Here is a 19,736-nt window from a genome sequence, read left to right as displayed (position 1 = left end):
AACTCCCCGCGGTGTGGTTATTTTTTGAAGACGTACCGCCGCATGGAGACATTGAGAACCAATCCGATGAGACAAAAATTGACCACGGAAGCGCTCCCCCCATAACTGATGAAGGGAAGAGGTATCCCCACCACCGGCATGAGTCCCAGGACCATGCCCATGTTGATCAGGATCTGGAGGAAAAAATAGAAGAAGACCCCAGCACACAGGAGCGAACCAAAATTATCCTTGGCCTCCTGGGAGGTCATGACGATCTGGTACAAAAAGACACAAAAGAGAACCAGAAGGACCATGGCCCCCAAGAACCCCCACTCCTCCCCGAACACGGCAAAGGCGAAATCGGTATGCTTTTCCGGGAGAAAGCTGAGTTGGCTCTGGGTTCCCTCCAGGAATCCTTTGCCCCAGAACTGTCCCGACCCTATGGCTATCTGGGACTGGATGATGTGGTATCCGGCACCAAGGGGATCGCGGCCGGGGTTGAGAAAGGTCAGGATCCTCTGCTTTTGGTAGTCATGCAAAAAAAACCAACCAAAGGGGAGCAGTAACGGTCCAAGCAAGAGAGAAGCCTTGAGGATCTTGGTTTCAACCCCCTTGTACAGAACCATCCCCCCCAACAAGAGGACCACCGTCAATCCGGACCCGAGGTCGGGTTGTTTGACGATAAAGGCGGCCGGCAACACCCCGATGAACATAACCTTGATCAGCACCCGCCAATCGAGTTTTTCAGGTATTCTGGCCAGACACTTGGCGCCGAGCACGAGTACACATATCTTGGCGATCTCGCTCGGCTGGAGATTAAAAAGCCCCAGGCTGATCCATCTCCTGGCCCCGTAGATAGTTTTCCCGAAGACCGGCACGGCCAGAAGAAGCAGCATGGAGATGACAAACATGGGCCAGGCCAGCGACTTGAGATGGCGGTAGTCAAAGAGCATGCATGCCAACATCGCACAACCACCAGCACCTCCCCACATCAGCTGCTTCTGGTAGTACGGATCCAGGAGCACCCCCCCCTCGGTCCGCAGGGCGCTCGCCGAATAGAGGTTGAGGACTCCCAACCCCAAAAGGACAACCGTGGTCCCCATAAAGACCCAGTTGACATGGAGGATCAAGCGTCGGTCGAACATAGGTCCTTTCCAGCAAAGAGATATTCGTAGACCGCCCTCACCACAGGGCCGGCATCCGAGCCACCATGGCCACCATGTTCGACCATGGCCACGACCACATATTTTTTGTCCCCCTTCATCCCGAAACTGACCATCCAGGCATGGTCACGCATCCGGTACGGGATCTCGTGGGTCTCTTTTTTCTCGTATTTTTCCTGGAGATTGACCACCTGGGCCGTTCCGGTCTTGCCGCCTATCCGGCATCCTTCCATTCTCAACCGCCGAGCCGTGCCGTGGGGATCTTTCACCGTTGCGACCATTGCATCAAGGATGCGCTCCCTGATCTTGTCGCCAAAGGGCAAAAATCCATTGGATATGACCGGATTCTGTTTGAGCAGACTCGGCTGGATGATCCGACCTCCATTAACCAGGGCACTGATATAGACCGCGACCTGGAGGGGAGTGACCAGGACAGACCCCTGGCCTATGGACACATTGAGGGTTTCGCCCTTCTGCCATGGCCGTCCGTACCGTTTCCACTTCCAGGAGCTGTCCGGGATCAGGCCGGATTTCTCGTGGGGCAGAGCAATCCCGGTAGGCCGGCCGAAGCCGCAGGACTTGGCGAAACGACTAATGGCCCCGATACCCAGTTCTTCGCCCAATTTATAAAAATAGACATCACAGGATTCCACCAGGGCCCTTTGGAGATCCACGCGGCCGTGTCCCCGCCGCTTCCAGCACCGAAAGACCCGATTACCCAGCCGATAGCTCCCGGGACAATAGACCGTTTTCTCCGGAGTAACGGCATGGTTGTAAAGACCACAGGGGGCCATGACCAGCTTGAACACCGATCCCGGCGGATAGGTACTCTGGATGGACCGGTTCTGCAGTGGATGGCGGGTATTGCCGAGTAACGCCCGCCACTGTTCCACCCCGATGCCGTCGACAAAGGGATTATTATCGTAGGAGGGCTCGCTGACCAGGGCGAGCACCTTGCCCGTATCCGGATCAAGAACAACCACCGCACCCGCCTGGGGAGCCAGGGCCCTGGTCGCCACTTCCTGGAGACCGAGATCGATACTCAGCCCGACATCCTGGCCCGCCGTGGGCGGCGAAACCACCTTCTCCCGCATAATCCTGCCAGAGGCGTCCACTTCGGCCTCCCTGCGCCCCTTGACACCGCGCAGGACGTTTTCAAGCACGGATTCCAGCCCCAGCTTGCCGATATTATCCCCAAGGGCCAACGTGGGATCCCCGTTGAGTTCTTCCTCGTCGGCCTGGGCCACGTAACCGAGCACATGGGTCATCAAGGGGCCTTTGGCATAGTGCCGCTTGGGGCGGACCAAAATCCTGAGCCCCGGCCATTCTATGGCGTGGGACTCGATAACCGCGACCTGCTCAAAGGTGATGTGCGGGACCAGGATCTGGTTGTCAAAGGACCGGACCCGTTTCTTGCCCCGCTCATACTCGGTGCGGATCTGCTCCTGGGGGATACCGGTCCAGCGCGCTACCTGTTCAAGGGTCCCACCGATATCGGGACAGTCCTCACGGACGATACTCAGGGCATAGGAGGGCTGGTTTTCTGCCAGCAATTTTCCATGGGTATCGCGCAGCAAGCCACGGGGAGCGTAAATACTGTAACGCCTGATCCGATTGTCCCGTGATTTGCGGTCAAAGTATTTTCCCTTGTAGACCTGCAGATACCACAGCCGAAGGCCGAAAAGACAGAACAGAAAGATGACCAGGAAATATAAAAGTGTGGGATTTCCCGGTGTCCCTTGCAATCTATCGGCGTCAAGTTGCGGCACGGGGGACCACCTTGGTGAACAGGGGATAGACAAAGGCCCAGGTCAATACATAGGCCAAAAATTGGAGGGCCAGGAACGATCCGGAAGGCCAGGATACGTGGAGATCCTGCAATGTGGCCAGCCCGACGGTGACCACCGCCTGCCACAGGACCAGGACGGCGGAAAGTACCATGACAAAAACGGGATTCTCGGGCTCGAGAAGCCATTTTCCCAGAAAAAACATTCCAACCAGACCGACATCGAAAAGTAGGACGGCGCCAAAGGAAAGGGATCCCGCCCCTTCCTGCAGAATGCCCCAGACAAGACCGACCCAGAGACAACTCTTGAACCGCCCGGCCTGGAGAAAAACAATCAGGCCAGGGCTGAAAAAATCCATTCCGCCAAAAAATTCCTGGGCCCACACCGCAAGTACGGTGTACACGGCCCACCAGACCCACACACTCATATCCGGCCGTCCCCCCCCGTCCCTTGGAACGCTCCATTGGAGGACGTCGCATTGTCGTTATGGGGTTCTCCGCCCTCAGGATCAAGGACAAGGACCTCTTCCAGCAATGCCGGGCTGACCAAGGGTTCCGCATGGATATCCTGGAACAGGGAAATAGCCGAGCGGGACACGCGGGACACCCGGGCCACGGGAAGTCCTTTGGGAAACATCCCCCCAAGACCGGAGGTGACGAGGAATTCACCCTCATCCATGGCCGCATTGAGAGAAACATACTTAACGCGCAGGGGGGCATCGTCTCCCTGCCCCACGGCAACGGCCGGGATCCTGCTGGACCGACCAATAACCGGGATATGGCTGTTGGGGTCGGTCAGGAGCAGGACGTTGGAAAAATGCCATCCGGGCCGGTGGATCCGGCCGACAACGCCCTGGGGGGAGATGACCGGGGTATCCACCCCGATATTCGAGCAGGTCCCCTTGTCGATCAGTATTGATCGAAGAACCGCGTTGGCCCCAACGCGGTGGCCGACCACCCGGGCACCGCTCTTGGACCATCCGACCGGTGGTTCAAAATCCAGCAGCCGCTGCAGCCGTTCAGCCTGATGTTCCTTTTCCCGCAGGTTGTCCACGACCATGCGCAGGGCTTCCAATTCCCTCCGCAAGGTCTCATTTTCTTCCTGCACGCCCACGAGATGCACATACTGCTCCCGGAAGCGTGTCCACTCTGCGTGGACCCATTTTCCCGGGGCCAGAATCCCGCCAACGGCTTCCAGACCGGTGGATACAACAAACCGGTCCAGGAAGCCGGTTTTGAAATTCCAGGTATAGATAGACACATAGGTGACCATCAAACCGATCACCACGAAGACTGCCAGACGAGGGCGGAAGGAAAAGGGGTTAATCGATGGTCACCTCTTTGAGAACGCCCATGTTGTCCAGGACCTTTCCCGACCCCATGACCACAGTGGAGAGGGGATCATCGACAACGATGATCGGCAAGGAGGTCTCTTCGCGCAGTAGCTGGTCCAGCCCCTTGAGCAGCCCACCGCCCCCGGTGAGGACGATGCCCCGATCGACGATATCAGCGGCCAGTTCCGGCGGGGTTTGCTCCAGGGCGATCCGTACGGCCTGGACGATACTGTCGACCTGCTCGGCAATGGCCTTGCGGATCTCCTTGGCGGTGATGGTCACATTCTGGGGGATTCCCGAGACCAGATCCCGGCCCTTGACGTCCATCTCCTCTTCATCCCCCGAAGAGAAGGCCGAGCCGATATTCTTCTTGATCTCCTCGGACGTGCTCTCTCCGATAAGCATATTGTACTTGCGTTTGACATGCTGCATGATGGCTTCGTCCATCTTGTCCCCGCCCACCCGGACGGAGCGGCTGTAGACGATACCAGCCAGGGATATGACCGCCACCTCGGTCGTTCCTCCCCCGATGTCCACGACCATATTCGAAGTGGGTTCGGTGATTGGCAGCTCCGCGCCAATGGCCGCGGCCATGGGCTCCTCAATGAGATAGACCTCTCGGGCGCCGGCACTCTCCGCAGACTCCTTGACGGCCCGTTTCTCCACCTGAGTGATCCCCGTGGGCACACAGATGACGATCCTGGGCCGTACCAATCGCCTACTGTTGTGGACCTTGGAGATGAAGTGCCTGAGCATGGCTTCAGTGACTTCAAAATCTGCAATGACCCCATCCTTCATGGGGCGAATGGCCACAATATTCCCTGGGGTTCGCCCAAGCATCCGCTTGGCCTCGGCCCCTACGGCAAGGACCTTGTTGTTCCCGCGGACATCTCGCTTCACAGCGACCACCGACGGCTCACGGAGAACGATCCCCTTGCCCTTGACGTACACACAGGTGTTGGCGGTACCTAGATCAATGGCCAGATCGTTGGAAAACCTGCCGATGATTGCATCAAAAATCCTGGACATAAAACCTCACTTCCCTGCATAAGCACTTCGATTAGGATCACAGCCCGAGTGGTGGATCCCCCATGGCCGCCCTGCCTGCAGGACGGAACGCAGACCATTCGCTGCAAAAAACATGGATCATCTATCAAAAGAGAACGTACCAGGCAACACGGAAGAGCCCAGCTCCTGCGGACCGTTCCACGGAAACCTCCATCCCAGAACCCCCCGGACATTCCCATGCGACCTCCATCCCGATATTTTTCCCTGTCCACCTATTTCCATAACCGGCACGGCCATCGTGTCCAAAAGATCCCCTTGGATGCAGGATTTTCCTGTCCCAACCGGGACGGAACCCTGTCCGCAGCCGGGTGCCTTTTCTGTAACCCGCTCGGCTCTGGAACAGGGCAGGGACAGGACAGCACCCCCCTGGCCGAACAGTACAATTTTTGGCGGGCCAGATTCCACAAAAAATACAAGGCCCACGCCTTTCTGGGCTATCTACAATCGTTCACCAACACCTATGGCCCCTTGTCGGCCGTGACCCGTGTTCTCGATGAGCTGCGCGGGCTTCCCGAACTCGCGGGGGTATGTATTGGGACCCGCCCGGACTGTCTAGACAGGGCCAAACTCGCTGCCCTGGCAAAATTTCCCGGGCCTGAAAATTGGCTCGACCTCGGCCTCCAATCCGCCAACGACCAAACCCTGGTCCGGATCAATCGGGGCCACGATGTCGCTTGTTTTGAGCGGTCCGCGCGCATGGCCGGGGAGATGGGCCTCAAGGTCTGCGCACATGTCATCGCCGGTCTGCCCGGCGAAACAAAGGAAGACTTCCTCGCGACCATCGATTTCCTGAACCGTTTGCCCGTCCAGGGAATAAAAATCCACAATCTCTATGTGTGCAAGGGTGCGGGGCTGGCCCTCTGGTGGCGACGGGGAGACTATCTTCCACCGAGCATGGCGGAGTATGTCGGATGGGTGGTCCATGGTTTGGCACACCTCCGGCCGGACATCGTCATCCACCGGCTCAACGGGGACCCCCAACCCGGGGAACTGCTCGCCCCGGACTGGGCCGGGGACAAATCAGGCGTCCTGCAGGCCATATCGCTGGCGCTCGCAGAGCAAGACACCTGGCAGGGCAGGGCTTACGGCAGGACATCCCGTCGCCCGCCCTGGTTCGACCGCGACGGAGGTCTTCCTGCCGACACGGCCTGAGCCGGCTATCGACCATCCAAACAGAGCGCACCATCCCCGTCCTATTTTCATTCGTCCAGGCCGCGCCGGTGGCTCATCTGGCCAACGACCGGGATCTCGAGGGACAAGGGTCGTTTTGGGCCTCCAGCCGGAAACCACCCCCCACATGATCCCTGATCATGTCCGGGATGACGTATCGCCGGGCTTGCGCTGTTGTTCACGGATTCCGGATTTTGGGCCCTCCTCTCTCCCTTCCCCGCCACTGCCAAGATTCTGGGGCGCGAAAAAAAATCTGAGAAACCTCTTTTCCGACATACCGTTGACCATACGCACAAGGACAAAAACAAAGACCAGGGAAAAAACCACCCGGCCCACCAGGATGCCGGAGAGCCCGCCCCCCATCGAGAGCATGAGCAGGGTGTCCTCGATCAGGCTGTGGGAGAGTCCCATGAGGGAAAGAGCGAAAAAAATATCCCTCTGGCCGACCCTGTGCTGCTTGACCTCGTGCAGTATGAGCCCCCCCCCGTATCCGATCCCCATGACCATGCCCACAATGGTCAATGGCGCAGCCTCCTTACCGATACCCAGCACCCTGAGTAGGGGATCAAGCAACCGAATAAGTATCTTGGTGATCCCCAGGGCCGAGAGGCATCGCATAAAAATAAGCAACCCGAGGATAATGACAAAGATCCAGGCCAGATTCCTGATTTGGGAAATGGCCCAGGACGGAAGGTCCCGGGCCGCGGGATCGATGCCGAGAGGGAGCACGCTCGGCTCTGTCAACCAGCCCCCCCATGTATAGACATGGTAGAGGACCACCCCCAGGACAAAGGCCGAGCCGATACGCATGACCGCTTGGAACCAGAGTCTCGGGCCGGATTTGCGGACAATCTCCAACTCCACGGGCAGCGAATGGGCAACAAGGATCATGGTCGCCAGGACAGTGACCTGGGCAACACTCAAAGACTCCTGCGGGGCCAGGGACACATAGACGATGATCGCGCTATAGATATTGTTGACCATGGCCGTGGCCCAGACCAGCCCCATGCTTCCGGGGAGTCCGACCCACCCCATGACCCCTGAAAGGGGACCGGCCAACCAGTCGATCGCCCCCATCTCCTGGAGGACTTTGACCCCGAGGATGATCGGCACCATGATCTTGAACAGATCACGGGTTACACAAAAGGCTTCGGTAAGCAGCCCCCGTACAGCGCTGAACATGGATCCGTCTTCCTGTAAATTGGGTTCAAAAAATCTGCTTGAGAAGATCCTCGTCGGAATCCGGCTCCATCATGGACTGCCCCGCCCCCCCCGGCACAGAGGGTACCTGCGAGGTTTGCGTCGGTTCCGTGCCTGCCTTGAACGGCAAAAAAATACTTTTTTGGGCCCCGGGACTGGCCAGCAGGCCGGTCTGGGGATCGATCCTGGCCATAACGATATCCGGGGGCGGGGAAAAATCCTGCACGGGGTAGGTATCCTCGACCGCCTTGCGGTACTCGACCCAGATGGGGGCCGCCGCCCTGGAACCCGTTTCGTACTTGCCCATGGGTCGGACCGTGTCGAACCCCACGTAGACGCCGGTCAGTAGGTACGGAGAGAATCCCATGAACCAGGCATCCTGTTCGTTGTTGGAGGTTCCCGTCTTCCCGGCAACCGGGCGGTGCAGGGATCTGGCCCGCCATCCGGTGCCGTACTTGACGACCTGCTGGAGCAAATTGGTTATGATATAGGCCGTCTGGGGACTCATTACCTGAACCGGCATGACTCCGGGCGCATAGATTTCCTTGCCCCAGGCATCGGTGACCCTGGTGATGAGCCTGGGCTGGACAATGGTTCCCCCGCGCGCAAAGCTGGTAAAGGCAGTGCAGAGCTCAAGGGGGGTCACCGGCCTGGATCCCAGGCTCACTGAAAGGTCTTTGGGAAAATCGCCCTTGATCCCGAGATCGTGGGCACGTTCGATGATCTTTTCTATTCCGATCCGCTGGGCGATCCTGATCGTCACCAGATTCCTGGACTTGACCAGAGCGGTCCGCAGCAGGGTAGGACCATAAAAAATCCCTTCGAAATTCTCCGGTTTCCAGGTCGAATTGGTCGCCCGATCATCGTACACAATGGGCGCATCGAGAACCACGGAAGCCGGCGTGAACCCGTTGTCCAGGGCCGTGGAATAGACGATGGGTTTGAACCCCGAACCGGGCTGGCGCGATGCCTGGGTCGCCCGATTGAACTGGCTCTTGAAAAAATCATACCCACCGACAAGAGCGAGCACATCACCGCTGACCGGATCCAGGGAAACCAATGCCCCCTGGACCCCGGGCTCCTGCTCCAGGGCAAGGGGCCATACCGTGTTCTCTCCGGGCAGATTTTCGATCGAGGCCCAGACGACATCCCCCTCCCGGAGAACGTCCCTTGCGTCCTTGATGTCCCGGACCTCTTCGGGGGCCTTGGCCACATCCGGGATACGGGCCCACCCCATGGTTTTGACGCCAATGTATCCCTCGTAGGGACCAAACATGACCCGGGCCCCGTCCTTGGTCACCCCGGTCACAAGAACCCGGATCCATTCTCCCGGCACCAGGGCCGCCTCGACAAGGGCCGCGCTTTCTAAAAATTCCTCATACCGGGCGGGTTGCAGGGTCTCGATGGGCCCCTGCCACCCCCTGCGCTTGGTCGAGGCGATCAGACCATGGCGCATGGCGTTTTCCGCGGGAAGCTGGTGCGCGAAATCCATACCCGTATGGACGGTCAACCCGCCATTGTAAACCATGTCTTCCCCGAAACGCTCGAGGAGGTGCCTACGCACCTCTTCAAGATAGTACGCCCCCTGCTGCCATGAGGGATCGGCCATGCTCTTGAAAACCAGTTCGGTATCCATGGCCTCCCGGAATGAGGCTTCATCGATCCAGCCCAGCTCCAGAAGACGTCCGAGCACGTAGTGCTGCCGTTTTATGGCCCGTTCGGGATGGTTCAGCGGGGAATATCGTGACGGGGCCTTGGGAAGCCCGGCCAAAAGCGCGGCCTGGGCCAGGGTCAGGTCCGAGGCATGGGTGGCGAAGTATTTCCTTGCAGCGGCCTCCACCCCATACGCTCCCGAACCCATGTAGATCTGGTTGAGGTAGATGGTCAGGATCTCTTCCTTGCTCAGATATTTTTCCAAACGATAGGCAAGGATAGCCTCCTTGGCCTTGCGGGCGTAACTCCGCTCGGGACTCAGAAGGAGAGACTTGATCACCTGCTGGGTGACCGTACTTCCCCCCTGAACGATCCCGCCGGCCAGAACATTCTTGATCGCCGCCCTGAAGATACCGGGGATGTCCACCCCATCATGCTCGTAGAACCCACTATCTTCAGCCGCCAAAAAGGCCTTGCCCACAATGGGTGCCATCTCCTGTAAGGGGACGAGAAACCGTTTTTCCTTATAAAAATATCCCAGGACATTGTCATTAGTGGTCAGAACCGTGGTCACCAGAGGCGGATTATAGTCCGTGATGGTCTTGAATCCGGGCAAATCCTTGATAGCCCAGAAATAGATCCCCACACCGGCAGAAATGGCGAGCAGGAGCAGGGCCATGCAGACCCCGCTCAATATTTTACAAAATTTCATAGTCCGTTCCTGTATTTCAGGGGGAGGGTCTCCCCGAGCCTCCCAGTCCCGTATTCCTCAGGAGCAGAGGTAGACGGGTTTTTCAGCCACGACGCACTGTCCGCCGGCATCACGGCTGGTCCGCCACAGATGGCGCAAAGCGGAGACGTCCCTTGCCCAGCAAATCGTGCAAATGCACGAGCCCCTGAACGACATTGTCCCTGTCCACGATAGGAAGGACAGTGACCTCCTTGGTCTCCATGAGGTCGAGGACCTCGGCAGCGGGCTGATCGGGTGCCGCGTTCAGGGGATGGCGGATCATGCATTGGCCTATGGCCATGTCCGGATCGATTTCCCCGACGCAGACCAACCGACGCACATCACCATCGGTCAATATCCCCTGCAATCGGTCCAGGCCATCGACAACGACCACGGTACCCAATCCACCCCTGTTCAAAATCTCAAGCCCCTCGCCAAGGGTGGCGCTCTCCCGGACCGTGGCCTTGGCAGGGGGATGCATGAATCCGCGGACCCTGTTGCTCAGACGCTGGCCCAGAGCCCCGCCGGGATGGTACCGCTTGAAATCCCGGGCATCGAAGGACTTCCACTCGATCAGACATACGGCCAGGGCGTCCCCGACGGCCAACGTCGCTGTGGTGCTTGCAGTGGGGGCCAGCCCCATGGGACAGGCCTCGCGGGGGACCCCTACGCAGACGGTCACGTCGGCGAGCCCGGCCATTGTCGAGCCGGCATTCCCGGTCAGAGCGATGACCCTGCATACCAACCCCTTGAGGGTCGGTAAAATAGCGTTCAACTCATCGGTCTCTCCGCTATAGGAAATGGCCACGATCACGTCCTCTGGCCGGATCATCCCCAGATCCCCATGGGCCCCTTCAACCGGATGGAGAAAAAAGGAGGGGGTTCCTGTGCTGCTCAAGGTGGCGGCAATCTTACGTCCCACCAACCCGGACTTGCCTATCCCCGTGATGACGATCCGCCCGGTGCAGGTAGCCATATACGTCAGGGCAGTAACAAAATCGGGGCCGAGCCCGCGTTCCACGGATTCCAGCCCCTCCCGCTCGATTGCCAGGACCCGGGCCGCCGTTTCTATCCACTGCTCCCGGGTCTTGGGAGATTTTTCTGTTTCTGTCACCGGATTCCTCCCATGCTCTAGGTTTCCGGATCTTCCAGACACATCTTGCCACACCCCTGACCGGGGAAGACAGGATAGGATCCGTCAAAACAGGCCAGACAATAGCCATCGTCACGCCCCAGGGCCTGCTTGAGCCCATCGATGGACAAATAGTGCAAGGAATCGAGACCAATGAACTTTGCAATATCAAAAACGGCATGGTTGGCCGCAATGAGCTCGCCCTTGGAGGAAAAATCGATCCCATAGAAACAGGGATGTTTGATGGGCGGACAACTGACCCGCATGTGGATCTCCTTGGCCCCCATCTCCCGGAGGCTCTTGACCCGGGTCTTGATGGTCGTCCCCCTTACGATGGAGTCTTCCACAATGACAATCCGCTTGCCCTTGATCATGCTCTTGACCGGGTTGAGCTTCACCCGGGCGGCAAAATCCCGCATTCCCTGGGTGGGCTGGATGAATGTCCTGCCCACGTAGTGGTTGCGGATCATGGCGTTTTCATAAGGAAGGCCGGATTCCTGGGAATAGCCCACAGCCGCGTACATTCCCGAATCCGGAAAGGGCATCACGTAATCGGCCTTGACCGGTGCCTCCCGGGCCAGGATAGCCCCCATACGTTTTCTGGCCGCATAGACCTCTTCATCAAAGACAATGGAGTCGGGCCGAGCAAAATAGATGAGTTCAAAGGCGCACGAGGCGCTGACGGCCGGCTCGGCATACTGGATGCTCCGGAGTCCCCCCTGCTCGATGATCAACATTTCTCCGGGGCGGACACAGCGCATGTACTCGGCCTCGAGAAGATCAAAGGCGCAGGTCTCCGAGGCCAAAACATAGGAGGTATCCACCTTGCCCAGGGCCAAGGGACGGAACCCCCAGGGATCGCGGATGGCGATGAGCTTGTCGTCGATCTGCAGGAGCAGACTGAAGGCGCCCTTGATCTCCCGGCACGCCTTGGCCACGGCCTGCTCCACGGATGAACCGTTCATATGCTTGGCGATGAGATGCATGACGATCTCGCTGTCCATGGTCGTCTGGAACAGTGAGCCCGAATCTTCCAGCTCCTCACGCATCTCCATGGCGTTGACCAGATTACCATTGTGGGCCACGGCCATGTGCATGCCCTTGTACCGGACCATAAACGGCTGGGCGTTACGGATCAGAGAGGCACCCGTCGTCGAATAACGGATATGCCCGATGGCCACATTGCCCTTGAGTTGATGGCCGAGATGACGTTCCTCAAAGACATCGGCAACAAGCCCCATGCCCCGCTGCTCACGGAGTTTTTCCCCGTCCCAGGTAACTATCCCGGCACTCTCCTGCCCACGATGCTGCAGGGCGTACAACCCGAAATAGGTCATCCTGGCCGCTTCTTCATGCCCGTATATGCCGAACAGGCCACAATATTCTTTTTTCATGGATTTTGGATGGGTAACACGGTTGAATATCGAAAAATCATTACATGAGCCGCCGTTTGAGTTCACTCTCGCTATAATACTCCTGCAGCGACTTGACCTCCATCTCGCAACAGGCCCGCTTCTTGACCGCCCAGGCCAGGGCCTTGGCCCCGGAAAGCGTGGTCGTATAGGGCAGTCCGTACATGACGGCGGCCTGACGCAGTTCCGAAGAATCCTGGATGGTCTTCTTGCCCGACGAAGTATTGATCACGAACTGGATTTCCCCGTTCTTGATGGCATCAACCACATTGGGCCGCCCTTCATAGACCTTGTTCACCAGTACGGTCTCCACCCCGTGTTCACTCAGATAGGCCCTGGTTCCCCGGGTGGTCATGATCCTGAACCCGAGTCCGCTGAAGATCCGGACCGGCTCGACAACCTCTTGCTTGTCCTTGTCGTTCACGGAGATGAAGATGGTCCCCGAAGTGGGGGGATAGAGACCCGCGGCCATGAGGCTCTTCATATAGGCCAGACCCACCGAAGGATCGATACCCATGACCTCACCGGTGGAGCGCATCTCGGGACCGAGGATGACGTCCACCCCGGGAAACCGTTCGAAAGGAAGCACCGCTTCCTTGACCGAATAATACCCGCGTTTTCGGAGCGACCAGGGATCGAGATCCTTGAGTTTCTCCCCAAGCAGCACCCGGGTAGCGAACCGGGCCAGGGGCACGCCCGTGGCCTTGCTCACAAACGGAACGGTCCGCGAGGCCCTGGGATTGACTTCGATAATAAAAATCCGATTGTCCTTGATGGCGAACTGGATGTTCATCAGCCCGACAACGCCCAGCTCTTTCGCCAGGGCCTTGGTCTGGCGGCGGATCTCATACACGAATTCATCGTCGATGGTATGGGGGGGGAGCACGCAGGCCGAATCACCGGAGTGGATGCCCGCCTCTTCGATATGTTCCATGACACCGGCCACATAGCAATCTTCACCGTCGCTCAGGGCGTCCACGTCCATTTCGATGGCGTTTTCCAGAAACTTATCCACGAGGATGGGGTGCTCCGGAGCAACCACGACCGCCTCGCGGAAATAGGTCCGCAGCTCGCTCTCGTCATACACGATCTCCATGGCCCGGCCACCGAGAACATATGAGGGCCGCACAACCACCGGATAGGTGATCTCCCGAGCGATGGCCACGGCCTGTTCCACGGACACGGCCGTGCCGTTTTCCGGCTGGAGCAGGTCGAGCTTCTGGATCAGGGCCTGGAACCGTTCCCGGTCCTCGGCACGGTCGATGCTGTCCGGAGAGGTCCCCAGAATATGCACTCCGGCCCGGAGCAGGGGGACGGCAAGATTGAGGGGCGTCTGGCCGCCGAACTGAACAATGACCCCGTCGGGCTCTTCCTGCTCGATGATGTTCAGGACATCTTCCTGGGTCAGGGGTTCAAAATACAACCGATCCGAGGTGTCATAGTCGGTGCTCACGGTCTCGGGATTGGAATTGACCATGATCGATTCCACGCCCATCTCCTTGAGGGCATACGAAGCATGGACGCAACAATAGTCGAATTCGATGCCCTGGCCGATACGGTTGGGACCGCCGCCCAGGATGACCACCTTCTTGCCGTCACTGGGACGGGCCTCGTTCTCCCGCTCGTAGGTGGAATAGAAATACGGGGTATAGGCCTCGAACTCGGCAGCGCAGGTATCCACCAGCTTGTACGTGGGCAGGATTCCGGCCTGCTTGCGCATCCTGCGGATGTCGTTCTCGTCCTTTTTCCACAGGACTGCCAGCTGTCTGTCCGAAAAACCGTTCTGCTTGGCCTTCTTGAGCAGGGCCACGATAATCCCGCTCTCGGCGGACACGCTGTGATCGAGCCCGCCCTGCTTGATCTCCCGTTCCAGATCGATGATCTGACGGATCTGGTCCAGAAACCAGGGGTCAACGGCGGTGGCCTCGAAGATCTCTTCCTGAGTGATCCCGGAAAGCAGGGCCTTTCTGAGCTGATAAAGCCGGCTGGAGCTCGGCTGCCGCAGGGCCGCCAGTTGTTCTTCCTTGTCCGGCCGGTCGTCATAAAAAGATTTGCCAAGGCCCGGATATCCGGTTTCCAGGGAACGCACGCCTTTTTGCAGGGCCTCCTTGAAGGTCCGGCCGATGGCCATGGTCTCGCCCACGCTCTTCATGGCCGTGGTCAGATAATCCTTGGTGCCGGGAAATTTTTCAAATGTGAACCTGGGGATCTTGATCACGCAGTAGTCAATGGCCGGCTCGAACGAGGCCATGGTCTCCCGGGTGATGTCGTTGGGCAGCTCGTCCAGGGTGTACCCGATGGCCAGCTTGGCCGCGATCTTGGCGATGGGGAATCCGGTCGCCTTGGACGCCAGGGCCGAGGAGCGGGATACGCGGGGATTCATCTCGATGACCATGAGATCACCGTTGGCCGGGTTCAGAGCAAACTGGACATTGGACCCGCCGGTCTCCACCCCGATCTCGCGCATGATGGCCAAAGAGGCGTCGCGCATCATCTGGTACTCGTCATCGGTGAGGGTCTGGGACGGGGCCACGGTAATGGAATCACCCGTATGAACGCCCATGGGATCAAGATTCTCAATGGAACAGATGATCACGCAGTTGTCATTTTTGTCCCGCATGACCTCGAGTTCGTATTCCTTCCATCCGAGCAGGGATTCTTCGAGCATGACCTCGTTGGTCAGACTGGCGGCCAGTCCCTGATTGGCGATATACTCGAGATCTTCACGGTTGTAGGCCACACCGCCACCGGTCCCCCCCAGGGTGAAGGCCGGGCGGACAATGATGGGAAAAGAGAGTCTGGACGACCATTCCCGGACATCTTCCAGGGTCCGGGCGATCCCGCTTTTGGGAACCTTCAGTCCGATATTGTCCATGGCCTTTCTGAACTGCCGACGGCTCTCGGCCTTCTGGATGACCGGTAGAGAGGCTCCGATGAGCTCCACCCCGTATCTCTCCAGCACGCCGTTCTCGGCGACGGCCACGGCGGTATTCAGCCCGGTCTGACCGCCCAGGGTGGGCAATAGGGCGTCAGGACGTTCCTTGGCGATGATCCGGGCCACGGTTTCCGGCTCGATGGGCTCCACATAGGTTCTGTCGGCCAGTTCGGGATCGGTCATGATGGTCGCAGGATTGGAATTGACGAGAATGACTTCGTATCCTTCCTCCTTGAGCGCCTTGATGGCCTGGGTCCCTGAATAGTCAAATTCGCAGGCCTGTCCGATGACAATGGGGCCGGAGCCGATGAGCATGATCTTATGGATGTCTGTTCTTTTGGGCATGGATTATTCGTGCGGGGATGGGGTGTAGGAAAGGGGTTTGACGCGTAAACGAAGCACGGTCCGGGTGTATGCTATTAGCCCCTGACGGGCAAGGGATTTGAGACACCCCTCGCATCCGGATATGGACAAGCCGGTCATTCTGGGCAGGTCCTCTTTGAAGGTGGCGAGTTTCTGCCGAGAATCCAGATACAACAAAGTAGCCAGGACCATCTTCTCATCCCGGGACAGGTCGGGATTGCCGAGTACAGCTTTGCGGAACCCCTCGGGAAGGTCCACGAGCCGCTTCAGTCCGGCCTCACGAAAGAATGCGTCCAGGGAAGGCATGGGTCCTCTCGGTTGAGGAATGTACAGCCAATGATATTGATATTGCGTAGGGGCCCCCCCTTGCGGGTGCCCGTTGGAACATATTGGCTCTATCGAAATCCGTTACCTGGTTGACGCATCACGAACGGGCACCCGCAAGGGATGCCCCTACGCATCACGAACGGGCACCCGCAAGGGGGGCCCCGACGCATCGAACACTACCGATAGATCATACGCAAAATTATTCCTGGCCGACTATGAAACCCTGCTCCCGCAACCAACCTTCCTGCTCGGCCCCAACAACTCCAGCCCCTCCTCGGTCCTGACCGCCAGCACCATCCCCTGGGAGGTCACGCCCCTGAGCTTGCGGGGCTTCAGATTGGCCACCACAACCACCTGTCTGCCCACCAGATCCCCGGGTTGCCAGCATTCCGCCAGGCCGCCCACCACCTGCCGGGGTTCGTCTCCACCCAGATCGATGGTCATAAGCAGGAGCTTGTCCGTCTTGGGCACGGGTTCGGCCCTGAGCACGGTTCCCACACGCAGGTCCACTTTTTGGAAATCTTCAAATTCGATGAACGGCTCCCCGTTCTTCTTGGTGGATTTTTTTTCGGCAGGAGCCTTGTTGGTCTTTCCAGGGGCGGGTTCTTCCTGATCCAACCGGAGTTCCTGACGTGGGAACACGTTGGATTTCACGGCCACCCCGGTTCCAGCGACCAGCCCGGTCCAATGTTTGGCCTCACCGGCCAGATCCACGGTTTTGAGATCAAAGGCAATCCCAAGCTGGGAGAGCATGGTCTCGCAGGCATCCGGCATGACCGGCCACAGGTGCACGGCCACCTTGCGCATCCCTTCGAGCAGGACATACATGACCGTAGCCAGCCGGTCTGTTTCCCCCTGCTTGGCCAGGGTCCACGGGGCCTGGGAATCCACATACTTGTTCAGAAAACGGACCAGTTCCCAAAGGGCATCCAGCGAACGGGAGATCTTGAACCGGGGAAAGAGCTCCTGGAAATTCTCCAGGGCATTGGTCCCCAGTTCGATGGCGTCCTTGTCATCCTCGGTCAACTCCCCACATTTGGGTACCACACTCGCAAAGTACTTCTTTGTCATGGACAGAACCCGGCTGAACAGGTTGCCCAGATCATTGGCCAGATCGGCGTTGAGACGACCGACCAGGGCCTCTTCGGAAAAGGAGGCGTCCGAACCGAACCGCATCTCCCGCAGGAGAAAATACCTGAACGGATCCAGTCCGTACTTGTCGGCCATGGACAGGGGTTCAACCACATTGCCGATACTCTTGGACATCTTGGTCTCGTTCACGGTCCAATATCCGTGTACACGAAGCCCCTGGTACAGGGGAATGCCCGCAGACATGAGCATGGTCGGCCAGAACACTGCATGGGGCTTCAAAATATCTTTGGCCACCAGATGGTGGGCCCCGGGCCAAAACGTGGCAAACCCTTCCCCGTCCGGGTAATCCAGGGAGGAGATGTAGTTGAGTAGGGCATCGAACCACACATAGGTGACGAATTGCTCGTCAAAAGGCAGCTCGATCCCCCAGGTCAACCGGGATTTGGGCCGGGAAATACACAAATCCCCCAGGTCCTCATTGAGCATGGCCAGGACCTCGTTGCGGTATCGCTCCGGCTGAATAAACCCGGGATGGGTTTGGATATGCTCCCTGAGACGGTCGAAATACTTGGCCATACGAAAAAAATAGTTCTTTTCCTTGATATAGGTCGGCTTGGTCTGATGATCCGGGCAGAGTCCGTCGACCAGCTCCTTTTCCGTGTAGAAACGCTCGCACCCGTAACAATAATGGCCGCCGTACTCGTGGAAATAGATGTCCCCGTTGTCATAGACCTTTTGGAGGACCTCCTGGACGATCTTCTTGTGCCTGGGGTCGGTGGTCCGGACAAAATAATCGTTGGAGATATTCAGTTTGGGCCACAGATCGCGGAACAATCCGCTGATATGGTCGGTATACTCCTGGGGAGACTGGCCATTTTTCTCTGCGGCCTGGACGATCTTGTCACCGTGCTCATCCGTCCCGGTCAAAAAAAAGGTTTTCTCTCCGGCAAGACGGTGGAACCGGCTCTGGGCATCGGCGACAATGGTGGTATATCCATGCCCCAGATGGGGCTTGGCGTTGACGTAATAAATGGGCGTTGAAAGAAAAAACGAATCCAAGGCCAATTCTCCTTGTTGGGTTGTTGCGGGGTAATTTTTTAGGCCAAAATTATGGACCAGGAGGAGCACAGCCAACAACTATTTGTGCCGTTTGGAGGAATGCTTCCCGGGACGGACACCCGCACTCACGAGGAGGCCGTGGGTTTCTTTTGACCGGGTTTCTTGCGGGACCGCCTCTTACGGGAGGGTTTACGCCTCTTGCCCGCCCCTTTCTTGGGACTATCCGGCTTGCCGTCCTTGTCCTGCTTCTTGGGCGCTTGGGGCTTGGGTTTGGTCGGCTTTTTTTTCTCACCCGGCGCACCCGAACCGGCAGGCCGTTGCCCCTTTTTAGTCTTCCTGGGGGGCTTACCGCTGCGATCCTTGGATCTCGAGGGTTTGTCAGACGGTCCGGCCTTCTCCCCCTCCTGCCCCTGTTCTTCCCTTTTGGCCGGCTTTCTGGCCGTGTCCCGCTTGCGGGGGGCAGATTCCGTGCGTCTGGTTTCATGGATGGATTTTCCCGGTGGGGAGGGGTGGTGCGTGACCGGTTTGCCAGTGACAATCTCGTGCCACTCATCCAACGAGACCTCGCGCTCCTGACGGTCCTCGGTAAGCACGATAACGGAATCCCGGAATAGATTGCTGCGCAGGGTCTTCATGGGCCCCAGGGAGGTGTTGAAGGTCTTGCCCATCTTGGGCACCCTCTTCTGGAAGTCCGCGTAGGTGTCCTTTTCATAGGCCAGGCAACAGAGCAATCTGCCGCAGACCCCGGAAATTTTCGCCGGATTCAGAAAAAGATTCTGGTCCTTGGCCATCTTGATGGTCACGGGTTCAAACTTGCGTAGAAACCGGCGGCAACAACAGACCTGTCCACAATTCCCCACCGCACCAAGCATCTGGGTCTCGTGGCGCACCCCGATCTGGCGCAATTCGATACGGGTCCGGTAGGTCCGGACCAGATCCTTGACCAGCTCCCGAAAATCGATCCTGCCGGGTGCGGTAAAATAAAAGACCATCTTGCTCCGGTCAAAATAGACCTCCACATCGACCAGCTTCATCTCCAGGCGATGGGAAACAATGCATTCCCGGCAGAGGGCAAAGGCCTCTTTGACCAGGTTTTTGTTCTCTCCATGCTCCTTGAGATCATCCTCGGTGGCCAGACGGAATATCGGCTTGAGACTCTCCTCGGCTACGTGTGCCGGTGGGGAGGTCCGCCGGTCCACGACCCTGCCAAGGCCCAATCCCTCGTCCGTCTTGACCAGAACCACGTCCCCGGTCTTGACCACATAGGGACGGGCATCAAAATAATAGACCTGTCCCTGATCCCGGAACTTCACTCCTACGACATGCCCCATAT

14 protein-coding genes are annotated in these 19,736 nt (G+C 58.3%); 1 reads left to right on the top strand and 13 read right to left on the bottom strand.

Annotation, left to right across the window (positions count from 1 at the left end; translation table 11 throughout):
• Positions 1 to 17: 17 nt before the first annotated feature.
• Genes rodA through ACY692_RS05905 form a run of 5 tightly spaced genes read right to left on the bottom strand, consistent with a single transcriptional unit; the run spans position 18 to position 5,291 of the window.
• Positions 18 to 1,124: a rod shape-determining protein RodA gene (gene rodA / locus ACY692_RS05925; RefSeq protein WP_462324425.1), complete on the bottom strand. Its 1,107-nt coding sequence runs from the start codon at positions 1,122 to 1,124 to the stop codon at positions 18 to 20.
• Positions 1,106 to 2,911: a penicillin-binding protein 2 gene (gene mrdA, locus ACY692_RS05920; RefSeq protein WP_462324424.1), complete on the bottom strand. Its 1,806-nt coding sequence runs from the start codon at positions 2,909 to 2,911 to the stop codon at positions 1,106 to 1,108. The genes rodA and mrdA overlap by 19 nt, the downstream gene beginning before the upstream one ends.
• Entirely contained in the window at positions 2,898 to 3,356 is a 459-nt protein-coding gene (locus ACY692_RS05915) for a hypothetical protein (protein WP_462324423.1), read from the bottom strand. Before ACY692_RS05915 ends, mrdA begins: the two co-directional genes overlap by 14 nt.
• Positions 3,353 to 4,216, bottom strand: coding sequence for a rod shape-determining protein MreC (gene mreC / locus ACY692_RS05910; RefSeq protein WP_462324422.1), 864 nt, complete (start codon positions 4,214 to 4,216; stop codon positions 3,353 to 3,355). Before mreC ends, ACY692_RS05915 begins: the two co-directional genes overlap by 4 nt.
• 34 nt (positions 4,217 to 4,250) lie before the next feature.
• On the bottom strand, positions 4,251 to 5,291 hold the full coding sequence (locus ACY692_RS05905) for a rod shape-determining protein (protein ID WP_462324421.1): 1,041 nt from the start codon (positions 5,289 to 5,291) through the stop codon (positions 4,251 to 4,253).
• A 216-nt stretch (positions 5,292 to 5,507) separates the two neighbouring features.
• Between ACY692_RS05905 and mnmL the strand changes: the two genes are divergently transcribed.
• The gene (mnmL, locus tag ACY692_RS05900; protein WP_462324420.1) at positions 5,508 to 6,482 is read left to right on the top strand and encodes a tRNA modification radical SAM protein MnmL/YtqA; all 975 of its coding nucleotides are present in this window, start codon (positions 5,508 to 5,510) and stop codon (positions 6,480 to 6,482) included.
• A gap of 156 nt (positions 6,483 to 6,638) precedes the next feature.
• Here the strand turns inward: mnmL and ACY692_RS05895 are convergent, their stop codons facing one another.
• The 8 genes from ACY692_RS05895 to ACY692_RS05860 form a co-directional block, all read right to left on the bottom strand.
• A complete protein-coding gene (locus tag ACY692_RS05895; RefSeq protein ID WP_462324419.1) occupies positions 6,639 to 7,682 on the bottom strand; it encodes a hypothetical protein in 1,044 nt (347 codons plus the stop codon).
• A 25-nt stretch (positions 7,683 to 7,707) separates the two neighbouring features.
• A complete protein-coding gene (locus ACY692_RS05890) occupies positions 7,708 to 10,065 on the bottom strand; it encodes a penicillin-binding protein 1A (protein ID WP_462324418.1) in 2,358 nt (785 codons plus the stop codon).
• Positions 10,066 to 10,174: 109 nt separating this feature from the next.
• Positions 10,175 to 11,197 carry a KpsF/GutQ family sugar-phosphate isomerase gene (locus ACY692_RS05885; protein WP_462324417.1) on the bottom strand — a complete coding sequence of 341 codons (1,023 nt, stop codon included), beginning with the start codon at positions 11,195 to 11,197 and terminating at the stop codon, positions 10,175 to 10,177.
• A 17-nt stretch (positions 11,198 to 11,214) separates the two neighbouring features.
• Positions 11,215 to 12,609, bottom strand: a complete 1,395-nt coding sequence (purF, locus tag ACY692_RS05880; protein ID WP_462324416.1) for an amidophosphoribosyltransferase — start codon at positions 12,607 to 12,609, stop codon at positions 11,215 to 11,217.
• Positions 12,610 to 12,649: 40 nt separating this feature from the next.
• Positions 12,650 to 15,907, bottom strand: a complete 3,258-nt coding sequence (gene carB / locus ACY692_RS05875; protein ID WP_462324415.1) for a carbamoyl-phosphate synthase large subunit — start codon at positions 15,905 to 15,907, stop codon at positions 12,650 to 12,652.
• A 3-nt stretch (positions 15,908 to 15,910) separates the two neighbouring features.
• Complete coding sequence (locus tag ACY692_RS05870) at positions 15,911 to 16,231, bottom strand: hypothetical protein (RefSeq protein ID WP_462324414.1); 321 nt, start codon at positions 16,229 to 16,231, stop codon at positions 15,911 to 15,913.
• 234 nt (positions 16,232 to 16,465) lie between these two features.
• Positions 16,466 to 18,403 (bottom strand): methionine--tRNA ligase, encoded by a 1,938-nt coding sequence (gene metG / locus ACY692_RS05865; RefSeq protein WP_462324413.1) that lies wholly within the window; start codon positions 18,401 to 18,403, stop codon positions 16,466 to 16,468.
• A gap of 125 nt (positions 18,404 to 18,528) precedes the next feature.
• The gene (locus tag ACY692_RS05860; RefSeq protein WP_462324412.1) at positions 18,529 to 19,734 is read right to left on the bottom strand and encodes a PSP1 domain-containing protein; all 1,206 of its coding nucleotides are present in this window, start codon (positions 19,732 to 19,734) and stop codon (positions 18,529 to 18,531) included.
• Between the last annotated feature and the right edge of the window lie 2 nt (positions 19,735 to 19,736).

It is taken from the genome of Desulfoplanes sp., assembly GCF_054921335.1.
The sequence above is the reverse complement of the archived record's forward strand: the minus strand, read 5'-3'. Positions and strand labels throughout refer to the sequence as shown.